This is a genomic window from Paramuribaculum intestinale (genome assembly GCF_030759015.1).
Classification (GTDB): Bacteria; Bacteroidota; Bacteroidia; order Bacteroidales; family Muribaculaceae; genus Paramuribaculum; species Paramuribaculum intestinale.
Window position 1 is genome coordinate 1259902 of sequence record NZ_CP098825.1, and the last position, 23041, is coordinate 1282942.

Sequence of the window (23041 nt, forward strand, 5' to 3'; positions counted from 1 at the left end):
CAGTTTTTGCGAAACGCCCAAATTTTTGCCGGAAGAACAATTGTTTTGTACCTTTGCAATATGAATTTCAACCTTCAACACACATGCGCGGATTCAGCCGCCAGAGCCGGCATGATATCCACCGCCCATGGCGACATACTGACCCCGATTTTCATGCCAGTCGGCACAGTGGCGTCTGTCAAAGCAGTGCATCAGCGCGATCTCGCCGATGACGTCAAAGCCCAGATTATACTCGGCAACACATATCATTTATACCTCAGGCCAGGCACAGAAATATTGCATCAGGCCGGAGGACTCCATAGATTCATGGGATGGGAGCGCCCGATTCTGACCGACAGCGGCGGATTTCAGGTGTTCTCGCTTGCTGCAAACCGTAAACTCAAGGAAGAAGGAGCATGGTTCCGATCGCACATAGACGGATCCAAGCACCTCTTCACTCCCGAAAAAGTTGTCGACATACAACGCATCATAGGATCCGACATAATGATGGCTCTCGACGAATGCCCTCCTGGCACAGCCGATTATGACTACGCCTATCATTCACTGCAGCTCACACAACGCTGGCTAAAAAGAGGATGGGACAGATTTAAGGCCACAGAAGGACTCTACGGATTCAGCCAGACATTCTTCCCTATCGTACAGGGATGCACGTATCCCGAACTCCGACGCGAATCGGCCAAATTCGTAGCTGATCTCGGCGCAGAGGGCAATGCCATTGGCGGCCTCGCCGTCGGCGAACCTACCGAAGTGATGTACGACATGATAGAGGTAGTCAACGAGATACTTCCGGCCGACAAACCAAGATATCTGATGGGAGTCGGGACACCGGCCAATATGCTTGAAGCCATCGATCGCGGAGTGGATATGATGGACTGCGTGATGCCCACCCGCAACGGACGCAACGGTATGCTGTTCACAATGAACGGCATACTCAATATGCGAAACCTTAAATGGGCTAACGATTTCTCGCCGCTCGACCCCGATGGGACAAGCTTCGTAGATCATGCATACTCACGGGCCTATGTAAGGCATCTGTTTGTCAGTCAGGAGCTGCTCGCACTCCAGATCGGAGCCATCCACAACCTCTGCTTCTATCTCCACCTTATGGATGAAGCGCGCCGTCATATCATAGAGGGAGATTTCAGCCAGTGGAAACGAGCCATCATACCCCAACTGACCCACCGCTTATGACACATTTCCGACTCAAGATACTCGACCGATATATCATAGGGAAGTTTCTGGGCACCTATGTGTTTGCCATCGTGCTGATCCTGGCCATCACGATCATGTTCGACGTCAACGAAAAGCTCGATTCATTCCTGAAAGCCCCGCTCAAAGCCACTATATTCGACTACTTTCTGAACTTTCTGCCATATTTCGCCAACCAGTTCAGCCCCCTGTTCACATTCATCGCAGTCATATTCTTCACCTCGAAACTCGCCGACAACTCAGAGATCATCGCCATCCTGTCGTCAGGCATGAGCTTCAGGCGACTTCTTCGACCTTACATGATATCCGCTGCGGTCATTGCCTGCCTGACCTTCGTCCTCAGCGCCTACGTCATACCGCCTGCTAATGTAAAACGCATCGACTACACCAACACCTATGTCAAGAACAAGCGCGTAGACTACGGATCAAACATACAGCTTCAGGTCAGTAACGGAGTGATAGCCTACATCAACCGATACGACAACAACAACAGCACCGGCTACCGATTCTCGCTCGAAAAATTCGAAAACAAGAAGCTTGTATCGCGCCTCACTGCACAGACAATACGCTACGATACACTTCACCGGTGGGTGGCACGCGATTACATGATACGCGACTTCAAGGGCACACGCGAAGAAATCAGAAGAGGGACACGGCTCGACACCATAATACCGATCGAACCACGTGACTTCCTGATCTCAAAAAATGATCATGAAACAATGACCACACCCGATCTGGCGGAATACATCGCACACCAGAAGATGAGAGGCGTGGCCAATATCAAAGGATTTGAGATCGAATACCACAAACGGTTTGCCATGACTGCCGCAGCTTTCATACTTACTGTTATCGGCATGGCACTGTCATCGCGCAAAGTCAAAGGAGGAATGGGCATCAACATAGGCATCGGACTTGTGCTCAGCTTCAGCTATATCCTGTTCATGACCGTGACATCCACATTTGCCATATCGGGAATGACATCACCTCTGATAGCGATGTGGATACCCAACATCATTTATACAATAATAGCAGTAGTACTGTATCGTAGAGCCTCACATTGATTCGAAGCTCAACCGTATGGCCACACGTCCGTAATGGTCAGTAAATTCCGACAGCACTACCCTGCCGTTGACAAACTCCACTCCGCTCTCTTCGCCTTCGAAGGGGCGGAGTGTTATTTTACCCGACTCATCGATGACCGCTATATGCATTGAGTAGCGCCCGGCAGATGTCACAATCTCATGAGCCATTATTTTCAGCGGCCCACCGACAATCCTATCGGCCATATTTACCGGAATAACACTTCTGACCTGTAGCCACCGACGAAGCCCCTCTGAAATCGCTACGCATTCTGACAAGACTTATCGAATCGACAAATGCCACTTCATCACCGCTGTCATAGCGCAGATAGCCATATACGTCCGTCGCGGTCTTGTCTTTGTCAAGTGCAAGACGAATGCGTTTCCAGCCGTCACCATCAGTGCTTATAGTATTATAATCCTTGCTTCCGTCCTGATATTGAGCCGCGACAGCGATCTCTGTCGGTCCGGCAGAACCAGTGATCCTTGCCGACAACACATAGACATCACCCTTTTCCCAATTACGGTCAAGTGGCATGTCGAACTCTATTATATCGCTCGGCATAGCCGGACCAAACTGACGGAAACGCATACCAGGCCAAACATCCACCGAATCACCGTCGAGCACAAGCGACCGCATCGTAGTCGATTCGCCTTTGGCTCCGGCAAGCGTTCTGGTTCTGGCTATATCACGGTCTATCATCTCGATCGCCTGATCATACACCTCCACATATTTTTCCATATTGAACGCATACCAGCGCATCGAACTGTCCACCTCGGCCTGACTCACGCCATTGCGCAGATATATGGCCTGCCGCAGCACATCTTTGGCCGAATCCGTTCGCAGATCATTGCCTGATGACTCCGCTACGCTTTCGGCTATATTCATATCGGCAATGATCCTTGCCATTTTCTTTTCAGGAAGTATGCCCGACGGACGCGAAGAACAAGCCGCTACACCCATAAGCATAGCGGCTCCTATAGTTATAAGTAGTCCCTTTCGCATTACCGGCTTGTTTGGTCTTCCACCGCAGGTTCGTCAGAATGACTGCCCGACAGATGCTTCGTATAGAACAGAATTATCACCACCATGCCGACAGATATAGCAGCATCGGCCAGATTGAACACCGGCTGGAAAAAGAGAAAATTCTCACCACCGACCCATGGCATCCACTCGGGCCAGTCGAAACTGAACAACGGGAAGTAGAACATATCCACTACCTTGCCGTATAACAGAGGAGCATATCCGCCTCCATCGGGCATCATGACAGCCACCGCCGGCGGCATCGGATCATTGAACAGCACTCCGTAGAATACACAATCGATTATATTTCCCGCCGCACCGGCTGTCACCAGCGCCAGACACGCTATGAATCCGTAACCGACATCAGTCCTGCGACAGAAACGCACTATTACCCAGCACAACGCTGTCACAGCCACGATTCTGAAAAGCGTAAGAAACAGCTTCGAACCCATCTGCATGCCGAAAGCCATCCCGTCGTTCTCCACAAACACGAGTCTGAACCATTCAGCGATCCGCAATTCTTCTCCCAGATAAAAATGAGTTTTGACCCAAATCTTTATGAACTGGTCGAGAATTATCGTCGCAAGGATGATCGCTGCGGCAGCCTGTCCCTTTGTAATCTTCATCAGCCCCGATTATTTCTTACCGTTGATCTTTACATCGATACACAGCGTGGCATGAGGCACCGCCATAAGACGCTCCTTCGGGATAAGCTTGCCGGTTTCACGGCATATTCCATACGTCTTGTTCTCGATCCTCACCAATGCGGCCTGAAGATGCTGTATGAACTTCATCTGACGCTGTGCCAGTCGACCGGCCTCTTCCTTGTTAAGGACAGCCGCTCCCTCTTCAAGCACCTTGAAAGTAGGCGATGTATCGGCCGTGTCGTTGCCGCCGGTATTCGTGAGATCCGCACGAAGCATCTCATAGTCGCGTTGCGCTTTTGCAAGTTTTTCGAGGATCAGCGATTTGAATTCCTGCAATTCCTCATCGGTATATCTTGTTTTTTCCGACATGATTAGATTTATTTTGAAAGGGTAATTCTTACTTTTACATCGGTTCCGTCTATATCAAGCACCTCGGTCAGTTCATCGTCAGCCACCTCACCGACCTCGAGAGTGTCGGCAAGCACCTGACGCGATATATAGTCGGCATAGCCCGCCACAGCATCATCGGTCAGCTGACTCGCTGCAAACACGATATTGATCCGATCCGTGATCTGATAATCGCGGCTCTTGCGCAGATTCTGAACACGGTTCACAATCTCACGCGCCACACCTTCCTGACGCAGCGACGGAGTGACGGTAATATCAAGAGCCACTGTCACATTACCCTCATTCGCCACAAGCCAGCCGGGGATATCCTCCGATATGATCTCCACATCGGCAGCATCCACGCTCGCCTCAGTGCCGTCGATCATCAGAGTGATCTTTCCATCGCGCTCAAGACACGAGATTTCCTGCTGTCCGAGCGCCTGAATGGCTGCAGCCACCTGCTTCATCTGCTTGCCGAATTTCGGGCCGAGCTTCTTGAAGTCGGGCTTGACACGCTTCACCAGTATGCTTTGGTCGTCATCACCTACTATTTCAAGCTCTTTTACATTTACCTCGCTCAATATCAAACCCTTTATCGCCTCAAGAGCCTTACACTGACGATCGTCAACTGCCGGCACGAGTATCTTCTGAAGCGGCTGCCTTACTTTTATCTCGGCCTTGCGACGCAATGCCAGCACCATTGAGGTGACAGTCTGTGCAAGATGCATTCGATCCTCAAGCTCTTTATCGATCATCGCAAGATCCGCCTCCGGGAACAGTTCCAAATGCACCGACCGGTCTGACCTGTTCAGGTCACGATACAGCCTGTCGGCAAAGAACGGCGATACAGGAGCCATCAGCTTAGCCACCGTCACCAGACACTTGTACAGCGTCTGATAGGCTGCGAGTTTGTCGGCATTCATTTCGCCACCCCAGAAACGCTTGCGGTTAAGACGAACATACCAGTTGGAGAGATTGTCGCATACAAATTCGCTTATAGCGCGGGCAGCTTTGGTCGGTTCGTAGTCCTCAAGCGCCTCCTCTACCTCCTTCACGAGCGAGTTGAGCAACGACAATATCCAGCGGTCGATCTCCGGAAGAGATTTCATGTCGACGGCCGGCTCCGCACCGGTAAATCCATCGACATTTGCATACAATGCAAAGAACGAATACGTGTTGTACAGGGTTGAGAACAGTTTTCTCGACACCTCCTGCACCCCGGCCTCGTCAAACTTCAGATTGTCCCACGGCGAAGAATTGGATATCATGTACCAGCGCAGCGGATCCGATCCGAATTTCTCGATCGCATCAAACGGATTGACCGCATTACCAAGACGCTTTGACATTTTATTTCCGTCTTTGTCAAGAACCAGACCGTTGGATATGACTGCCTTATAGGCTCGATCACCGAACACCATACCGGCTATGGCATGGAGCGTGAAGAACCATCCACGAGTCTGGTCGACACCCTCAGCAATGAAATCGGCCGGGAAAAGATCGCCACGGTCAAACGCTTCCTTGTTTTCAAACGGATAATGGATCTGCGCGTAAGGCATGGATCCGGAGTCAAACCATACGTCGATTAGGTCACTCTCACGCTTCATCGGCTTTCCGGTCGGACTTACAAGCACGATATCATCGACATACGGACGATGCAAGTCTATCAGCTCATAGTTCTCTTTTGTGAAGACACCCGGCACGAATCCACGATCCTTGTAAGGATTTGACTTCATAACTCCTGCACTGACAGCCTTCTCTATCTCGTCATAAAGCATGGCTACGCTGTCGACACACAGCTCTTCGCTGCCATCTTCAGTGCGCCATATAGGCAGAGGCGTACCCCAGTATCTGCTTCGCGACAGATTCCAGTCCTGCAGATTCTCCAGCCATTTGCCAAAACGTCCGCTGCCGGTCGACTGAGGTTTCCATTTTATATCGCCATTCAGCTCCATCAGCTTTTCCCTCGCGGCCGTAGTGCGGATAAACCAGCTGTCGAGAGGATAATACAGCACCGGCTTGTCCGTTCGCCAGCAGTGAGGATAGCTGTGGCTATGCTTCTCTATCCTGAACGCGAGTCCCTGCTGCTTGAGCATCATGCAGATAGCCACATCAAGCGTTTCAGCATCAGGCGCAAGTGCGGGATCATACGCATTTTTTACATATCGTCCGGCCCACGGTCTATAGGCCTCCACATCGACATTGCTCTTGACATATTCCGGATCAATATCTTCTATCCGGAAAAACCGACCCGTCAGGTCCACCATCGGACGGATATTCCCGTCACGATCCACAAGAGTCAGAGGCGGCACGCCGTTCTGCCGAGACACACGAAGGTCGTCAGCGCCAAATGTGCCGGCTATATGCACTATGCCCGTACCGTCATCTGTGGTCACGTAATCGCCTGGGATCACCCTGAAAGCGCCCTCGCCCGGATTCATCCACTTGATAAGCTGATCGTAACGCATGCCCACAAGCGAATTGCCATCGCAGGAACCGACTATCTCATAAGGCACCACCTTGTCGCCCTTGACATAGGAGTCAAGCGGCTGACCGGCACCCTTGGGATTCAATACCGATCCGACCAGCGCATCAGCACACACAACCGTCACCTTCTCTCCCGAATATGGGTTGAATGTGCGTATGATATCATATCTTATCGACGGACCTACCGCCAGCGCCGTATTCGAAGGAAGAGTCCACGGAGTTGTGGTCCATGCCAGGAAATAGGGTTCACCCCATCCCTGGAGATTTTCAGGAGCGTCAATTATCTTGAACTGGGCTATGCAGGTGGTGTCCTTTACATCGCGGTAACATCCGGGCTGATTCAGTTCATGCGAACTAAGTCCGGTGCCTGCCGCCGGCGAATACGGCTGTATGGTATAACCCTTGTAAAGATATCCCTTGTCGTATAGCTGGCGGAGAAGCCACCATACGCTTTCTATATATCGGTTGTCGTATGTGATATACGGATCGTTCATGTCCACCCAATATCCCATACGGTCTGTGAGCGTCTCCCATTCGCGGGTGTATTTCATCACTTCCGAACGGCAGGCGGCGTTGTAATCGTCCACACTTATTTTCTTGCCGATATCCTCTTTGGTGATACCCAGATTCTTTTCCACGCCAAGCTCCACCGGCAGACCGTGAGTGTCCCATCCGGCCTTACGCTTCACATGAAAACCTTTCATGGTCTTGTAACGGCAGAAAATATCCTTGATCGTACGAGCCATCACGTGATGGATGCCCGGCATACCGTTGGCCGACGGCGGCCCCTCGTAAAACACAAAAGAAGGAGATCCCTCGCGCTCCTTTATGCTTTGCCCGAACAGCCCCTGACGGGTCCAGTCGTCGAGCATCTCTTTATTTATTCCCGACAGATTGAAACTGTCATATTCCTTGAATTTATTATACATCGCGAATGTTGTCTTAAATCAAGTTGCAAAGTTACGATTATTTGATCAACAATCAACTCTTTTGCTTTCAGAAAATGAGATTTACCGCAGCCGCCACCGACTTTCCGTCAGATCCCACAGCCGGAAGCGCAGTCACGGTAATACGACTTTTATCCCAACCAAACAGACGCCGCTCCAAAGGCAGTAGGAGATAGGCCAGTCTGGCCGACACAAATCCTGTCACAGCCCCTCCGACCACATCGCCGAAACGATGACGATGATGGTGGATCCGCAGAGCGCCAACTCCGGCCGCCCAAAGATAGGCACCCGCTCCCCAGCCCCAGCCATACTCGCTTCTGATGATTTCGGCACCGACAGTGGCACGCGCCATGTGTCCCGACGGAAACGAATGATTGTCTGTGCCGTCAGGCCGACGCGACCGGATGGTATGCTTCATTGTCTGCACAAGTATTTCATCAATAGCGACAGCTGTTACAGTCACTGCCAAACGTTCTCTGAACGTGTGACGCGCGTCGACGCCCGCAACACCGATAGCTGGAGCGGCTATTAGCGGCACGACCTGTCCGACATCATCGAGAAAATAGCTACGCGCATCAGCTGCAAAAACCGTAACTGCGAGCAGCAGGCTCAAAAGAATACGTTTCATTCAAAATACCATTTATGATTCTTTACGAGAGTAATGCCGGGCGTCATCTCACTGCCAAGAATACGGCGAACTTTCACAACTTTGCGGGGCACATAATCAGCCTCGCCGGGATATATGCTACCATACCCAACACGACCCGAAGAATGGATATAACGACCGCCACCGATATGGATAGCCACATGTGTTATGCGGATGCCGTCGCTCCCAGCAAAAAAAAGCAGGTCAGCGGCACGCCACTCTGTCGGATCGTCAATTGCGACATCTCGTCCGGTAAGAGCCTGCTGCGAAGCGTCGCGCCGCAATATCAGCCCCGACTGCCAATAAGCAGCCTTGACCAGACCGGAGCAATCCGGTCCCTTGGAAGTCATGCCACCCCACACATACGGAGAACCGACCATAGCCATGGCTGCCGACAGCACTGCCGACCCATCAGGCGTTGCCGATGACCAAGCAGCGAAATCCTCGACCGACTGTCTTTCGACATATCCTTCGGCTCTGCCACCCGGCATACCGACCCGAACAAACTGTCCGCCGTCATCCGACAATCGCTCCACGATATCCCCCTCGACCAGCTCGGCAACACGGTGTCCTGTCATAAGCGAATCAGCCCATACACCGATGGTGCCCGGAGAGGTCACGATCATACGGCTTGACCTGCGCCACTTCGACATGAGGCTATCGTTGAGCAAAGTGACATTGGCTCTGTTTATATAGCCACGGTAACCGTCGGGCAGCTCTACACCATACCAATCGCCGACACGTTCACCCATCTTCACGGGCGTACCGCATATAGCCTGAGTGGTCTGTTCCGACGCATGCGATGGCTTTGCCCTCACACAGGCCACGGATATATCGACAAGCCCCCACCGACTATCGTCGGCAGGGGTTTTATTCTGACCCGACACCCCGACGACAATCGATGTCACCGCCGCAAGCGTCATCAGGTATTTTCTCATCGCAATCAGTGCTTTGTCATTTCAGTTATGACATCTTTGATCTGCTGTCCGAGCTGCTCGGCCTCCTGCATCGTATGCGCCTCGGAATAGATTCGTATGATCGGCTCCGTATTGGATTTGCGCAAATGCACCCAACTGTCGGCGAAATCTATCTTCACGCCGTCGACATCGGTAATCTTTTCGCTGGCATAGTGCTTCTTTACCTCCTCGAGGATAGCGTCTACATTGATTTCAGGAGTAAGCTCTATCTTGTTTTTGGCTATGGCGTAAGCCGGATAAGTCTTTTTGAGTTCACTCACCTTCTTGCCGCTCTTGGCCAGAAGCGACAGGAAGAGAGCCACACCGACCAAAGCGTCACGTCCGTAATGCGATGCCGGATATATCACACCGCCATTACCTTCGCCACCGATCACGGCACCGGTTTCTTTCATCTTCGTGGTGACATTCACCTCGCCAACCGCCGATGCCGCATATTGGCAACCATGAGCCGCGGTGATGTCGCGGAGCGCACGCGAAGAGCTGAGATTTGACACAGTTGCGCCGGGTGTGTGCGACAGCACATAGTCTGCGACAGCCACCAGAGTATATTCCTCCACGAACATATCGCCGTTCTCCATCACTATCGCCAGACGATCCACGTCGGGATCAACCACAAATCCCACATCGGCCTTTCCGTCACGCATCAGACTTGATATCTGGGTGAGATTTTCAGGAATAGGCTCCGGAGTATGCGAGAAGCGACCGGTCACCTCACAGTTGAGTTCTATTATATTTTTCACGCCAAGCGCCCTGAGCAGCTGCGGTATGACAGTACCTCCCACAGAGTTGACTGCATCCACCGCCACTGTGAAATTGGCTTTGGATATAGCATCGGTATCCACCAGATCTAGAGCAAGCACCTTTTCGATATGCTTGCGGTCGTATGTCGTATTGACCAGTTCATGGCCGAGATCCATCACGTCGCAGAACGTATAGGCATCGGCCTCTGCCGCAGCAAGCACCTCCTTGCCCTGTGCATCATTGAGAAACTCGCCGTTTTCGTTCAGAAGTTTAAGCGCGTTCCACTGCATGGGATTGTGGCTTGCGGTTATTATAATACCGCCACAGGCATTCTCTTCAGTGACAGCGATCTCTGTAGTCGGAGTAGATGCCAGGCCGATATTGACCACATCAAATCCCATGCCGCAAAGTGTGGCTACAACAATGCCGCTCACCATTTCTCCGGAGACTCTTGCATCGCGTCCAACGACAATAAGATTGGTGTTTTTGGTTGTATTACGTCTTATGAACGTTGCATAAGCGGCCGTAAACTTGACGATATCAAGCGGAGACAGACCTTCGCCCGGAGCACCGCCGATAGTGCCACGTATTCCGGAAATCGACTTTATTAATGACATGATTGGTTATTGTGTTAAGTGTATATATTCAGACTATGGAATATTTGTCAGATCTGGCTCTTATAAAACCTGATATGATACAGATACGGCTGCACGGATGATATCTCTGATGTCCAGCCATACTGCGACTTGACCACCAGACGCACCTCACTGTTGAGTGGCAGATACTGAAGCGGCATCTGTATGGCCATTCCCCACGCCGATGACGATTCAAGTGTGAAATTCTGATAACGGAACGACATATTGCCACCCTCTACATAATCGCTGTTGCCCTCACCCGGCATTGTGTTGACGCCATCGTAATTGATAAGGTTATAACGCATAAACCGGAAATATATCAGCTGGTCGGACTGCGCCATCTCGCCGTCACCCTTCTTCACCACCTGCATGAACACATTGCCGTCGTTGTCAAGGCGGTAGTAAGGAGCGTCCTCGCCGGTGATGAAATCATTATCTTCAGGCAGAGTCGTTTCGATCGTCTGGTCGGCAAGATATAAGTTCACAGCCTTGTTCTCTTCTTCAAGAAGCTCGGCATAGCTCTTGTCATCATCGCACGCGGTCAGTACTGCTGCAAATGCAGTCAAGGCAGCCACAGCCAACCACGAAATTCTGTTAGATATATTCATTTCTGTTTGTTATTGTATCTGTTTATTATTAATTCTATGTACGCCATCATGCCGGATCGAGATGCTTGTCAAAATCATCAAGCGCACCCATGATCTTTTCGAGAGCCGCCGCTGCCGTACCGGTAAACTCTCCGCCGGCAGCATTCAGATGGCCGCCTCCGCCAAACAGACGTTCACACACGAGATTGACCGGAAAACGTCCTTTGCTTCGCATCGAAACCTTCACAAAATCAGCCTCATCCTGACGCAGATACACGCTCCACGTCACTCCCGGCACCGCCAGAGGCCTGTTGACAAGTCCCTCGGTGTCGCCTTTTACGTATGAAAACTCGTTAAGTTCCTTACGGTCAAGGATTATAACAGCAAGCTGATGATCTGGAAAGATCTGCATCTTGCGATACAATGCATAGCCGTTGATCCTCAGCGATTCGGCCCGATGTGTATTCCATGCGAGCGTGTACACCTCATCCTTGTCCAGTCCCTTTGCAAGCAACAATGATATTATCGAGTACAAGTCGGGATCATTGGAGTTATATGAAAAATTGCCAGTATCCGTAAGCATACCCGTGTAAATGCATGTTGCGGATTCCTCGTCCAGCAGATCATACAAGCCTGCTTGCCATAAGATATGAAACAAAAGAGCACACGTCGACGACTGTTCCGGTCGTGAAATTGTCAGATCAGCGAAATCGTCGGGATTCAGATGATGGTCTATCAGTATTTTGGCCGCCTCGCAGCGCTCTATCATCGGAGCCAGACGGTCAATGCGCTTCAGCGAATTGAAGTCAAGACACACTATAGTGTCTGCATCGGCCAGCATACGCCTCACTCTTTCAGGATAGCGCGATGCGATCACGATCTCCTGAAATCCGGGCAGAAAATCGAGTGTGGAAGCCGGAGTGTCGGGCGTTACCACAACTGCCGATTTGCCCATCCGGCGCAATATATGGCACAATCCGAGCGACGACCCCAGAGCATCACCGTCGGGAGTCATGTGGCAGGTTATCACAAATTGCGACCCTTCGGTTACGAATTTTGTGAACTGCTCTATATCCGGTATGTCAATCGAGCGCTGTAATTCCATATCTGGGCTGAAATTTTTGCAAAGTTAATGTTTTTTGTCGAAGTCATGCACCGACGACATATATTTGGACACCCGTTTAACAATTTTTCTCTCCCTGCACAGAATATATTCTCGTCAATATCTCACGCCGGCATGATTATCGTTTTTGTTGTTTCACTGCACGATACTGACATCGCGTTTAATAATGCAATATCTGCCACGACATCACAATGCCCCTGAGAATTTTTTGACCGGATTGCCGCGTCCCAGACTGTCGTGATTGCTCCATTGGCGCGAATGCGATTCGGCAATGGATCTGTCATTTAGCTGACGGAGTTTCAGCAACAGTCTTTCGCGGGCGAGCTTTTTGTTTTGCGACTGAGAGCGTTCATCTGAACATTTGACTGATAGTCCTGATGGAGTATGAATTGCACGGACTGCTGTTTCAACTTTATTGACGTTCTGACCTCCTTTGCAACTGGAACGGCATGTTTCGTAAACTATGTCCACCTCATCAATCTGCGGTAGTTCGACTTCATCGAAAAAATTGACACCGACAAACCAGTTGCTACGCTTGTGTCCCGGACGATATGGATTTTTGGTAGAGCGCCAAAGAATCGTGCCCTGCCAATCTTCTACAATGGAGTGAGGGACTGCTTCCTCAGTGGCAAATGTCATTGACATGAAACAGCCATACTCCATATTGTGAGGTTCGTAATCTGCAAGTTGGAGCGACGGAATGACTTTGAGCAATTCACGTGACACGAGCGTGACGACTCTTGCACATTCCACCGGACCACGCCCTGCTGTGATCTGTATATAGTATTTTACTCGCATAGACTCTTTTATCATTCTCCGTTGTCTTTGATGTTTAATTTAGGTATAATCATGCATACGACATCGACTGTCGGACTGATAAGCTCAAGTATTTCCTCTGTGGGTTTGTATGCCATGGGAGATTCGTCCAGTGTGCCTGTACATACAGATGATGAATAGATACCTGTCATTGAATTTTCATATTCGCCAATTGATATCAGTTTTCTGGCTTGAGCCCGACTCATAATGCGCCCGGCACCATGTGGAGCACTTTTCAACCACAATTCATTCCCCTTTCCTACACAGATAGCAATTCCGTCGCGCATGTTGAACGGTATTGCCATCTTTCTACCCTCGGTGGCGTCAATCGCACCTTTGCGCAGCATCGGGCGCTCGTCGGTTACAGATATATAATTGTGGGTAGTAAAGATGGATTCGATACACTTCGCCTTACACAACTTTTTGAGTATCGCGAAAATACGCTCACTGATTATCTGATGGTTATACAACGCATATGCCTGAGCTACAATCATATCGGACAGATAACCACGTAGAGCATCACCCCAAAGATAACCGATGTATTTGGATCTTTTGGGACTCTGTGCGATATTCCGCCAATGATTGGCAACCTTGACTCCAAGATTTCGCGACCCGCAATGGATCGTCAGCCATCCGACTCCTGATTCGGATTCTTCACCATACTCAATGAAATGGTTACCGCCGCCAAGTGTGCCAAGGCTTTTGTAGAACACACCTTCCTGAAGTTTTACACGACGACAGAAGTCGGCGATGAATCGTGCGTCGATGCGGGGAGTCTCATTTATTAGATCTGGAGCAGCCGAGCGTGCCTTCTGATATTGCGAGTTAAGAAACCGGCACAGCTCTTTCTCATTTAGAGAATTCTTCTTGCAAATCTCGGCTCCGGCAGGAATTGCCTCGCGGATGCGATGATCAAGCAGAGGGTAATCCTCCGGATTGACATTGCACGATAGTCTATGCATCGAAATGGTGCAGCCTATATCGACGCCGACATGATCGGGATTTACATACACTCCTATGGGATAGGCTGTGCCTACATTGCACAAACTTCCGGCGTGAACATCAGGCATTTGCACAATTGGCACACCCTCCATAGCCGGGTGATCACAAAGTCCTGTAATCCAGTCAAGAGCCGCCTGCTCTATATTTTCAGTGAAAACTTCAGCCGATGTAGAATTACCTATAATTTTCATGTCTTTTTTGCGCAAAGTTGCGACACCGGTGCGCAATGAATTTGCGCAGACATTTATTCCTTTAACTAATCCCGCAAAATTTCAGAACTTTCTAACCGATTTTGGACAGAATGTCAGATCATTTTTTTATAAGTAACTCGCAAAAATTAGCTGCGAGTGATTTTTGAGATTTGTTCGAGTGGTTTTTGCTTGAAGACGAGGGCGTGTAGCGAGCTACACAACTGAGGATGAAAGCAAAAAACGCCGGACAAAATCAAAAAGTACCGCAGCAAACCATGGGTTACTGACGAGTTTCATAATATCAACTAATTTTTAAGAGTTACTTAAAGACAACAGTTCGGTAATTTTTGAGCAGGCATAGCTGTATCGCACTGATACACAACAGTTTGCATTGATATTGAATTGTTATTGCATCTTATTGATATTCAATTGAATATGCAAATTTTACCGAACTATTGTAAAGAGAGTGTAGGTACAAATTATCCTCTCCCTACCATTCCGGCACATCATTCCGGAATAATGACTTGAAACATCACAATGTCTTGATATCTGGATTTATCAGATACAACCGCCCCGTGGCTCTGGTGATCGAAGTGTATAGCCACCGATAGAAGTCAAGACCTTGTGCTTCCGGCGGGACGTAACCCATATCCACATACACATCACTCCACTGGCCGCCCTGCGATTTATGGCAGGTGACAGCGTATGCATACTTGACCTGCAAAGCATGGAGATAAGGATTCGACCGCGAAGCCTTGAGCCTGTAGGCCATCGGAGTCTGCGAAGCAAATCGGTCAGGATCGTTAATCACACCTTCAAGCAACTGCGCAGCTTTTTCAGCTCCCAGCGCCGGTGAGTCCGAATTCAACGCATCAAGACATATCTTGCAGTCGAGATCCACCTCACGGTCTGGCATAGTTATCGATACATCCGCAAATCTCAGACCATATTTTGACTCGGTCCCGTTCACACGGTTTACAACCGCCATATCTCCGTTGGCTATAAAATCCAGCCCTTTCGTCTTGGCACTCCACAGATAATTGTTCTTCACCACCAGCAGACGCTCTCCCACACACAGCTCCTCCTCGCGTCCGAGAATAGACGCACGTATCGCAGCATTAAACTGAGTGGCACGCCTATTGGAACGCGTAATTACTATCGTATCGTCAATCCCAGCATCGGCGTAAGACCGCTCAATCTGATCCTGAAGCTCTTCGCCGGGCAAAGCCACGACATCGCCGAATCCTTTCAGCCTAATCTGCGGCTCCGGCAACGGATCGCGACGCATAGCCCTCCGCAGCCATGTGGCATTGTACAGTATTCCGGATCCCGCGCCCTGACGTACCACCTCGGTCATCACAGCATGAGTAACCCGTAGCCCCGATTCTTTCAAACGCGCTACATTCATTGCCGGACTCTCACTGCAACCCACCGGAGGCAACTGCGCGACATCGCCCAGCAATATCATCCGGCATCCGTCGCCTGAATACACATACTGAATAAGATCCTCAAGCAGACTGCCTCTGACGTCGCCCGCCGACTGCGACTCCCCTATCATCGAAGCCTCGTCGACAATAAAAACACCTCCAGTCAGATTATTGTCGGCCACCTCCGCAGTACCAAAGCCCAAGCCTGTGCCGTCGGTCCGATATATGCGCCGGTGTATGGTCGTGGCAGGCAGCCCTGCGAACTTACTGAACACCTTTGCGGCACGTCCTGTAGGCGCAAGCAAAACCACAGGAATCCGGGCATCGCGCAAAGCACGCACCAAAGCACCCGTCACCGAAGTTTTGCCCGTTCCCGCATACCCATTGAGCAGAAACACGGCATCACTCGGCATCAGCGGCGAACAAAAACGCGCAAGTGCGGCTATCAGTTGCACCTGCTGATCATTAGGCACATACGGCAGGTTCAGCAGTATGCTTTCAGCAAACTCATCAATATTCATCCGGCATTTTACAGTAAAACAATCGGCGCTACCCCGATGGATTACAAGGGATAGCGCCGATCTGTTTCAGGATCTGTCTTTACAGGATCATCAGTCCTGATTGAGGTTTACGCGCTTGAAGTCAACTACAACCAGTCCCTTCGAGCTCTTGTCGAGATACTGACCGATTGTCACGGTAGCATCCTTGATGAACTCCTGCTCCATGAGCACAGACTCCTTGTAGAACTTGTTGACGCGACCCTTTGCGATATTCTCTATCATCTGGGCAGGCAGATTGGCAGCCTTCTGCTCGGCGGTTTCCTTGGCGATAGCACGCGCCTTGTCGGCCTCCTCTACAGTAAGCCATCCCTTGGCGATGTTGCTTTCGATGTGAGCCTCCGAGTCAACGAGATTGGGGTTGATGCCGGCCTTCTTGAGAGCTGCCTCGACAGCCTTCTTGACCTGCTCTTCCTTAGTCTTGTCAACAGCAACCTTGTATTCGGTATCAACAACCGAAGCCGGCACAGACTCGATGCTTACAGCCACAGGGTTCATCGAAGCCACCTGCATGGCCACGTCGCGGCCGAGCTGATAGTCAACATCAGCCTGATTGAAACCGACGATGGTAGACAGCTTGTTGCCAAGGTGATCGTAAGCGGTCGTAGACTCAGCCTTGACCCACTCATAGGCACCGATTTCCATCTTCTCACCGGTCTTGCCGCTCTCCTCTACAACGAGATCCTGAATGGTCTGACCATCTATTGTCAGAGCCTTGAGTTCCTCGATGTTGTTGGGACGGCACTCCATGGCCACGTTAAGTATCTTGCGTGTCGTTTCAACGAATCCGGCGTTCTTGGCAACAAAGTCGGTTTCGCACTTGAGAGCGACGATAGCGGCAAATGTGCCGTCGCTGGCCGACAGCGAGCATCCCTCGGAAGCTTCCCTGTCCTCGCGCTTGGCAGCCACTGCCTGACCCTTCTTGCGCAGTATCTCCACGGCAGCGTCAATATCGCCGTTGGTTTCGGCGAGCGCTTTTTTGCAGTCCATCAGGCCGGCGCTTGTAAGGTGGCGCAGCTTGGTGATTTCTGCCATTGTAACAGCCATATCTGATTGGTGTTTTAGGTTGTTGTAATTACTTATTATTCAGCGGCAGGAGCTTCGGTTGCGGCTGTTTCCTCACCGTTCTCTTCACGGCGCGGAGCGCGGCTCACTCTGCGGCGCTCGCGGCGGGGTGCCTGACCCTCCTCACCGGCAGCGGCAGTGTCCACCTTCTCCACTTTGCGCTCCTCCAGACCCTCGGCCATCGCATTGCAGACAGTGCTCAGGATCAGATCAATGCTCTTGGATGCATCATCGTTGGCGGGAATTACGAAGTCCACGTTGTTGGGATCGGAATTGGTGTCGACCATAGCGAACACCGGTATGCCCAGACGGTTTGCCTCGGCCACTGCGATGCGCTCTTTGAGTACGTCGACAACAAAGAGAGCCGACGGCAGACGGTTGAGGTCGGCGATCGAGCCGAGAGTCTTCTCGAGCTTTGCGCGCTGACGTGTGATCTGCAGCTTCTCACGCTTCGAGAGGTTGTCAAAAGTGCCGTCCTTCGACATCTTGTCGATAGAAGCCATTTTCTTGACAGCCTTACGGATGGTGGGGAAGTTGGTCAGCATGCCGCCCGGCCATCTCTCGATGACGTAAGGCATGCCTATGGCCTGGGCTTTTTCAGCCACGACCTGCTTGGCCTGTTTCTTGGTTGCGACGAAGAGCACCTTCTTGCCCGATTTAGCAATGCTCTTCAGCGCGTTGGCGGCCTCTTCTACCTTGGCGGCAGTCTTATAGAGGTCGATGATGTGGATACCGTTGCGCTCCATGAAGATATAGGGCGCCATAGCAGGATTCCATTTTCTTTTGAGGTGACCGAAATGGCAACCTGCTTCTAAAAGTTGGTCAAATGTAGGAGTTGACATTGTTTCTTGATTGTTTACGTTCTTTTGTTTTCAACCCCGCAGTAAGGATTCCAAACATCCGTCTGCAGGATTTAGATTCTAAACACTAAGCTCTGAGCTGACAGTCATTAACGTTTGGAGAACTGGAAGCGCTTGCGAGCCTTGGGCTGACCGGGTTTCTTACGCTCTACAGCGCGCGGGTCGCGGGTCATGAAGCCCTCTTTGCGGAGTGCCGGCTTGTCGTCGGGATTGATTTTCACCAGTGCGCGGGCGATAGCCAGACGCAGAGCCTCGGCCTGACCTTTGTAGCCGCCACCGTCGAGATTGACACGGATGTCATACTTCTCGTTGACGTCGAGAGTCGAAAGCGGCTGACGCACGATGTACTGAAGGATGGAAGAGGGGAAATATACATCAAGCGGACGATGGTTGATGACGATCTGTCCGTTGCCTTCCCTTACGATGACGCGAGCCACAGCGGCCTTACGGCGTCCTACTGCATTTACTGTTTCCATGCTTCTGAGGATTATTTGAGTTTGTTGATGTCGATCACCTCGGGATTCTGAGCCTCATGGGGATGCTCGGCGCCATTGTAGACGTGCATGTTGCCGATGATGGCACGGCCAAGACGGTTCTTGGGAAGCATGCCCTTCATCACCTTAGTGAACAGGGGATTGTAACCGGGCTTGAGGTGCTTGTTGAGAGCTTTCTTCATAAGCACTTCCGGAGTAGCCTCACGCTGACCACCGGGATAGCCGGTATATGACAGATATTTACGGTCAGTCATCTTTTTGCCGGTCAGAACAATCTTTTCGGCGTTGATGATGATCACATTGTCGCCGCAATCAACATTGGGCGAATAGCAGGGCTTGTACTTGCCGCGCAGGATTTTCGCAACCTTAGCGCACAGCCGTCCCAGCACCTGATCGGTAGCGTCGATCACTACCCATTTTTTCTCAACGCTCTGCGCGTTGGGGGTCACTGTTTTGTAGCTTAAAGTATCCACTTTGAAACGGTTAATTAATAAATTGTTTACATCCGCAAAACTCCGCTATCCGGCCAATGGACACCGGAATTCCTACGGTTGATTAATGCTAATCGGGCATAATCGGCTGCAAAGGTAATATTTTTTCACACCATACGCAAGCGTTACAGCCTTATTTTACAAAGATTTTTATTCCAAAGCCACAAAACCACAAAAAGTCGCCACATCCGACTTCTGCCGGCTGCATCGACGCCACACCGACACAAAACGTCATTGACAACCAACACAATACACAATTCATATTAAACATTCGTTGTTTTTGACCGCAAAACAATGTAATTTTGCAACAGAATCATTATCATCCAATCATAAAATGAAACATTTACTCACATTGACCCTTTCGGCTGCGATCGGACTGGGAAGCCTCATGACTGCCCATGCCGACGCTCCGACCACAGGCAACCCTCACGAGCTTGCACAGCGGTTTGCCGGAGGCAAGTTGTCCAACATGCTATTTTCCACCACAGTCGACCCGCACTGGTTTCAGCAGGGCAATAAATTCTGGTACAGCTATAAGACGGCACAGGGAACACGCTGGTATATCGCAGATCCGGCAAGCCGCCGCCAGACCGAACTGTTCGACCATGACCGTATGGCGGCTCAACTCACCGAGATCGTTAAAGATCCCATGATCGCCGCATCGCTGCCGATACGCAATCTCGAAGCATCGGCCGACGGACGCACATTCACATTTGAAGTCACATCGACCATCGACGCCAAACCTAAAAAAGACGCCGACGGCAAAGAAAAGAAACCCAAGGCAGGCGAAAAAGAGATATTCTATTTCAGCTACGACACCTCCACCGGCAAGCTGACACACCTTAAAGACAAAGAAGAAGAGAAGAAACAGCTCGACTGGGCCTCGGTTTCACCCGACGGGCAGACTGTAGTCTACGCCAAAGACCTCAACCTCTACCGCATGAGCCGCGCCGACTACGAAAAGCTCAAGAAAAACGAAAACGACTCAACCGTCACCGACATACAGCTCACAACCGACGGAGTGAAAGATTTCGGCTACGGACAGCCTTATTCCACACTCAACACCGACACACTCTGTAACGGCAAGCGCAAGAGAGCCTACGGACTATGGTCGCCCGACTCCCGCTATTTCCTCACCAATATTTCCGATGACCGAAATGTAAAAGAGTTGTGGGTCATCAACTCCGTCGCCGAACCACGCCCGACCCTGGAAACATACAAGTACCAGATGCCCGGCGAAAAAGAGGCGCCCGAAGAACATGTCTACCTCTTCGATATGACCGACAACTCACGCAAAGAGATCGACACAAGAAAATTCAAAAACCAGACCATATCACTCGCCTACCGGCCATACCGTCACCGTCAGAGAGGCATGTACGACCAGCCGGCTGTCTGGCTCGGCGACAACAACCGCTTTTTCCTCACCCGCTCCAGCCGTGACCTGCACCGCATTGACATCTGTTCCTACACCATCGGCAGCGACACCATTGTTCCGGTTATAGAGGAACGCATGAACACCTATCAGGAAGTGCGTCCTCTCGGAGCGATTGCCGGAGGAAAGGAACTCGTGCAATGGAGCGAGCGCGACGGATGGGCACACCTGTATCTTTACGATGACAAAGGAAATCTCAAACGCCGCCTCACCGAAGGTCCGTGGCACGTCCACAACATCCTCAATATCGACGAACCTTCGCGCACCGTGTATTTCACAGCCATGGGACGCGAGAAAGACGAGCACCCCTACTACCAGCATTTCTACAGCGTCAGCCTCGACGGCGGCCCGGTGCGCAGGCTCGACTCAGGATCATACTTTCATTCGCCCATAGTCGACGATGACGCACGATACTTCGTCGACAACTTCTCACGCGTGGACACCGTGCCAGAAACCGCACTCTACGACACCCGTGGCAACAAGATCATGACACTGCAGCGCGCCGACTTCAGCCAGCTGTTTGCCAACGGATACCAGTTCCCCGAAACATTCACAGTCAAGGCTGCCGACGGAGTCACCGATCTCTACGGAGTCATGTATAAGCCGTTTGACTTCGATCCCGAAAAATCATATCCTATCATCGACTATGTATATCCCGGTCCTCAGGTAGAAGCCACCAACTACCCGTTCACCCGCATGTCGGTCCGCACCGACCGACTCGCACAGGCCGGATTTATCGTCATCACCGTTGGCAACAGAGGCGGACACCCTGATCGCTCCAAATGGTATCATAACTACGGCTACGGCAACCTGCGCGATTACGGACTCGCCGATCAGAAAGCTGCCATCGAACAGCTCGCCGCCCGACATCCATATATCGACATTAACCGCGTTGGTATACATGGCCACAGCGGCGGAGGATTCATGTCGACAGCCGCAATACTCGGCTACCCCGACTTCTTCAAAGTAGCCGTGTCATGCGCCGGCAACCACGACAACCGCATCTACAACCGCTGGTGGAGCGAAACCCACCACGGCGTTAAGGAAACTGTCAGCGAAAATGGCGACACAACATTTGTCTACTCCATACAGACCAATCCTGAAATAGCGCGCAATCTCAAAGGCCATCTAATGCTTGTACACGGCGACCTTGACAACAATGTCCATCCAGGCAACACCATAAGGGTAGCCAACGCACTCATCAACGCCAACAAGCGCTTCGATTTCCTCTATCTCCCGACACAGCGCCACGCATTCGGCAACATGGACGAATACTTCTACTGGCGCATGGTCGACTACTTCTCCGACTATCTGCTCAATGGCCGTCAGACACAGGTCGACATACCGCAACGCTGACCCACACTGATTCAGTCTTATTCACGACGCCTTCCCGTTGCCCATCACTGGCCGGGAAGGCGTCGCTATTTATTTGAGACCAACACATCCTCATACACAAACAACCCATCCATCAGCGACATCCTCAGTCAGCTTCAGATCTAAGAGAGTGTTTGAATTTCACTTCTATTCACTCAAAGAGGATTTTCGGAGAGATTTGCGTCAGTTGAGGAGGGAGCGATGCGGGCATCGTGACCGATGAAACCTGACGGAAATCGCCCGAAAAGACCTTTGAGAGGATAGAAAGAAGTCCATATATATTTCTTTGTGTTAAATTCAAACACTCTCTAAAAGTCAGACATAGCGCGGGAGGCTTCGGATTTTTTTCGTAACTTCGCAAAAAATAGAGTACGACAGCATGACATCTGACAAATCATGTCGTGAATTCAGCTATCCCACCTCTATCTAAAGTTTACTACTAAATCCCATGTTTATGAGCGTAAACAAAGTTATACTCGTGGGCAACGTCGGACAAGACCCTGAAATCCGATACGTGGAGAAACGCCCCGTTGCCGAGATGTCTCTTGCCACTACCGAACGTGGCTATCGCACGTCATCTGGCGTTGACATTCCCGAACGCACCGAATGGCATCGCCTTATCATGTGGGATTCGGCGGCCGATACCGCCGAAAAATATATCCGTAAAGGCACAAAACTGTTTGTAGAAGGCAAACTCCGCACACGCACCTGGGTGGATCGCGCCGGCGTGGCCCGCAAAGTGACCGAAATTTATGTCGACAATTTCGACATACTCTCACGTCCGCAGACGTAACCATGACACCACTTCACCAGATCACATAGAAATAAACCAATCATACTGATCAA

Annotated in this window: 21 protein-coding genes; 4 read left to right on the plus strand and 17 right to left on the minus strand. The window is 50.9% G+C overall.

Going from position 1 to position 23041, the window contains the following annotated elements; translation table 11 throughout:
- Nucleotides 1-60: 60 nt before the first annotated feature.
- Both tgt and NF347_RS05630 read left to right on the plus strand, forming a co-directional pair.
- Complete coding sequence (gene tgt, locus NF347_RS05625; RefSeq protein WP_107034768.1) at nt 61-1191, plus strand: tRNA guanosine(34) transglycosylase Tgt; 1131 nt, start codon at nt 61-63, stop codon at nt 1189-1191.
- Complete coding sequence (locus NF347_RS05630) at nt 1188-2270, plus strand: LptF/LptG family permease (RefSeq protein WP_107034769.1); 1083 nt, start codon at nt 1188-1190, stop codon at nt 2268-2270. The genes tgt and NF347_RS05630 overlap by 4 nt, the downstream gene beginning before the upstream one ends.
- On the opposite strand, the gene NF347_RS05635 is transcribed toward NF347_RS05630, so the two are convergent.
- The 17 genes from NF347_RS05635 to rplM form a co-directional block, all read right to left on the minus strand.
- The gene (locus NF347_RS05635) at nt 2262-2495 is read right to left on the minus strand and encodes a hypothetical protein (RefSeq protein ID WP_107034770.1); all 234 of its coding nucleotides are present in this window, start codon (nt 2493-2495) and stop codon (nt 2262-2264) included. The genes NF347_RS05630 and NF347_RS05635 overlap by 9 nt on opposite strands.
- Nucleotides 2485-3294: a DUF4296 domain-containing protein gene (locus tag NF347_RS05640; RefSeq protein WP_107034771.1), complete on the minus strand. Its 810-nt coding sequence runs from the start codon at nt 3292-3294 to the stop codon at nt 2485-2487. The genes NF347_RS05635 and NF347_RS05640 overlap by 11 nt, the downstream gene beginning before the upstream one ends.
- Nucleotides 3294-3938 carry a lipoprotein signal peptidase gene (locus NF347_RS05645; protein ID WP_107034772.1) on the minus strand — a complete coding sequence of 215 codons (645 nt, stop codon included), beginning with the start codon at nt 3936-3938 and terminating at the stop codon, nt 3294-3296. Before NF347_RS05645 ends, NF347_RS05640 begins: the two co-directional genes overlap by 1 nt.
- A 9-nt stretch (nt 3939-3947) precedes the next feature.
- Nucleotides 3948-4328 (minus strand): TraR/DksA family transcriptional regulator, encoded by a 381-nt coding sequence (locus tag NF347_RS05650; RefSeq protein ID WP_107034773.1) that lies wholly within the window; start codon nt 4326-4328, stop codon nt 3948-3950.
- Nucleotides 4329-4336: 8 nt separating this feature from the next.
- Nucleotides 4337-7759: an isoleucine--tRNA ligase gene (gene ileS, locus NF347_RS05655; protein WP_107034774.1), complete on the minus strand. Its 3423-nt coding sequence runs from the start codon at nt 7757-7759 to the stop codon at nt 4337-4339.
- Nucleotides 7760-7826: 67 nt separating this feature from the next.
- Nucleotides 7827-8405, minus strand: coding sequence for a phosphatase PAP2 family protein (locus NF347_RS05660; RefSeq protein ID WP_107034775.1), 579 nt, complete (start codon nt 8403-8405; stop codon nt 7827-7829).
- Nucleotides 8402-9361, minus strand: a complete 960-nt coding sequence (locus NF347_RS05665) for an SH3 domain-containing C40 family peptidase (RefSeq protein WP_107034776.1) — start codon at nt 9359-9361, stop codon at nt 8402-8404. Before NF347_RS05665 ends, NF347_RS05660 begins: the two co-directional genes overlap by 4 nt.
- Before the next feature lie 5 nt (nt 9362-9366).
- Nucleotides 9367-10758: a phosphoglucosamine mutase gene (glmM, locus tag NF347_RS05670; protein WP_107034777.1), complete on the minus strand. Its 1392-nt coding sequence runs from the start codon at nt 10756-10758 to the stop codon at nt 9367-9369.
- Between the two features lie 47 nt (nt 10759-10805).
- Complete coding sequence (locus NF347_RS05675) at nt 10806-11384, minus strand: DUF4827 family protein (protein WP_107034778.1); 579 nt, start codon at nt 11382-11384, stop codon at nt 10806-10808.
- A 46-nt stretch (nt 11385-11430) separates the two neighbouring features.
- Complete coding sequence (locus NF347_RS05680; protein WP_107034779.1) at nt 11431-12468, minus strand: DHH family phosphoesterase; 1038 nt, start codon at nt 12466-12468, stop codon at nt 11431-11433.
- A gap of 204 nt (nt 12469-12672) precedes the next feature.
- A complete protein-coding gene (gene prfH, locus NF347_RS05685; protein ID WP_237612964.1) occupies nt 12673-13299 on the minus strand; it encodes a peptide chain release factor H in 627 nt (208 codons plus the stop codon).
- Nucleotides 13296-14495, minus strand: coding sequence for an RtcB family protein (locus NF347_RS05690; RefSeq protein ID WP_107681555.1), 1200 nt, complete (start codon nt 14493-14495; stop codon nt 13296-13298). The genes prfH and NF347_RS05690 overlap by 4 nt, the downstream gene beginning before the upstream one ends.
- 532 nt (nt 14496-15027) lie before the next feature.
- On the minus strand, nt 15028-16443 hold the full coding sequence (locus tag NF347_RS05695; RefSeq protein ID WP_107681690.1) for an ATP-dependent DNA helicase: 1416 nt from the start codon (nt 16441-16443) through the stop codon (nt 15028-15030).
- A 90-nt stretch (nt 16444-16533) separates the two neighbouring features.
- Nucleotides 16534-17526 (minus strand): translation elongation factor Ts, encoded by a 993-nt coding sequence (tsf, locus tag NF347_RS05700; RefSeq protein WP_107681689.1) that lies wholly within the window; start codon nt 17524-17526, stop codon nt 16534-16536.
- A gap of 35 nt (nt 17527-17561) precedes the next feature.
- Entirely contained in the window at nt 17562-18386 is an 825-nt protein-coding gene (gene rpsB / locus NF347_RS05705) for a 30S ribosomal protein S2 (RefSeq protein ID WP_107034783.1), read from the minus strand.
- A gap of 107 nt (nt 18387-18493) precedes the next feature.
- A complete protein-coding gene (gene rpsI, locus NF347_RS05710; protein WP_107034784.1) occupies nt 18494-18880 on the minus strand; it encodes a 30S ribosomal protein S9 in 387 nt (128 codons plus the stop codon).
- A gap of 11 nt (nt 18881-18891) precedes the next feature.
- The gene (rplM, locus tag NF347_RS05715) at nt 18892-19371 is read right to left on the minus strand and encodes a 50S ribosomal protein L13 (RefSeq protein ID WP_107034785.1); all 480 of its coding nucleotides are present in this window, start codon (nt 19369-19371) and stop codon (nt 18892-18894) included.
- A gap of 352 nt (nt 19372-19723) precedes the next feature.
- Between rplM and NF347_RS05720 the strand changes: the two genes are divergently transcribed.
- Both NF347_RS05720 and ssb read left to right on the plus strand, forming a co-directional pair.
- On the plus strand, nt 19724-22177 hold the full coding sequence (locus NF347_RS05720) for a S9 family peptidase (RefSeq protein WP_107034786.1): 2454 nt from the start codon (nt 19724-19726) through the stop codon (nt 22175-22177).
- 472 nt (nt 22178-22649) lie between these two features.
- Nucleotides 22650-22988: a single-stranded DNA-binding protein gene (gene ssb / locus NF347_RS05725; protein WP_107034914.1), complete on the plus strand. Its 339-nt coding sequence runs from the start codon at nt 22650-22652 to the stop codon at nt 22986-22988.
- Nucleotides 22989-23041: the final 53 nt, after the last annotated feature.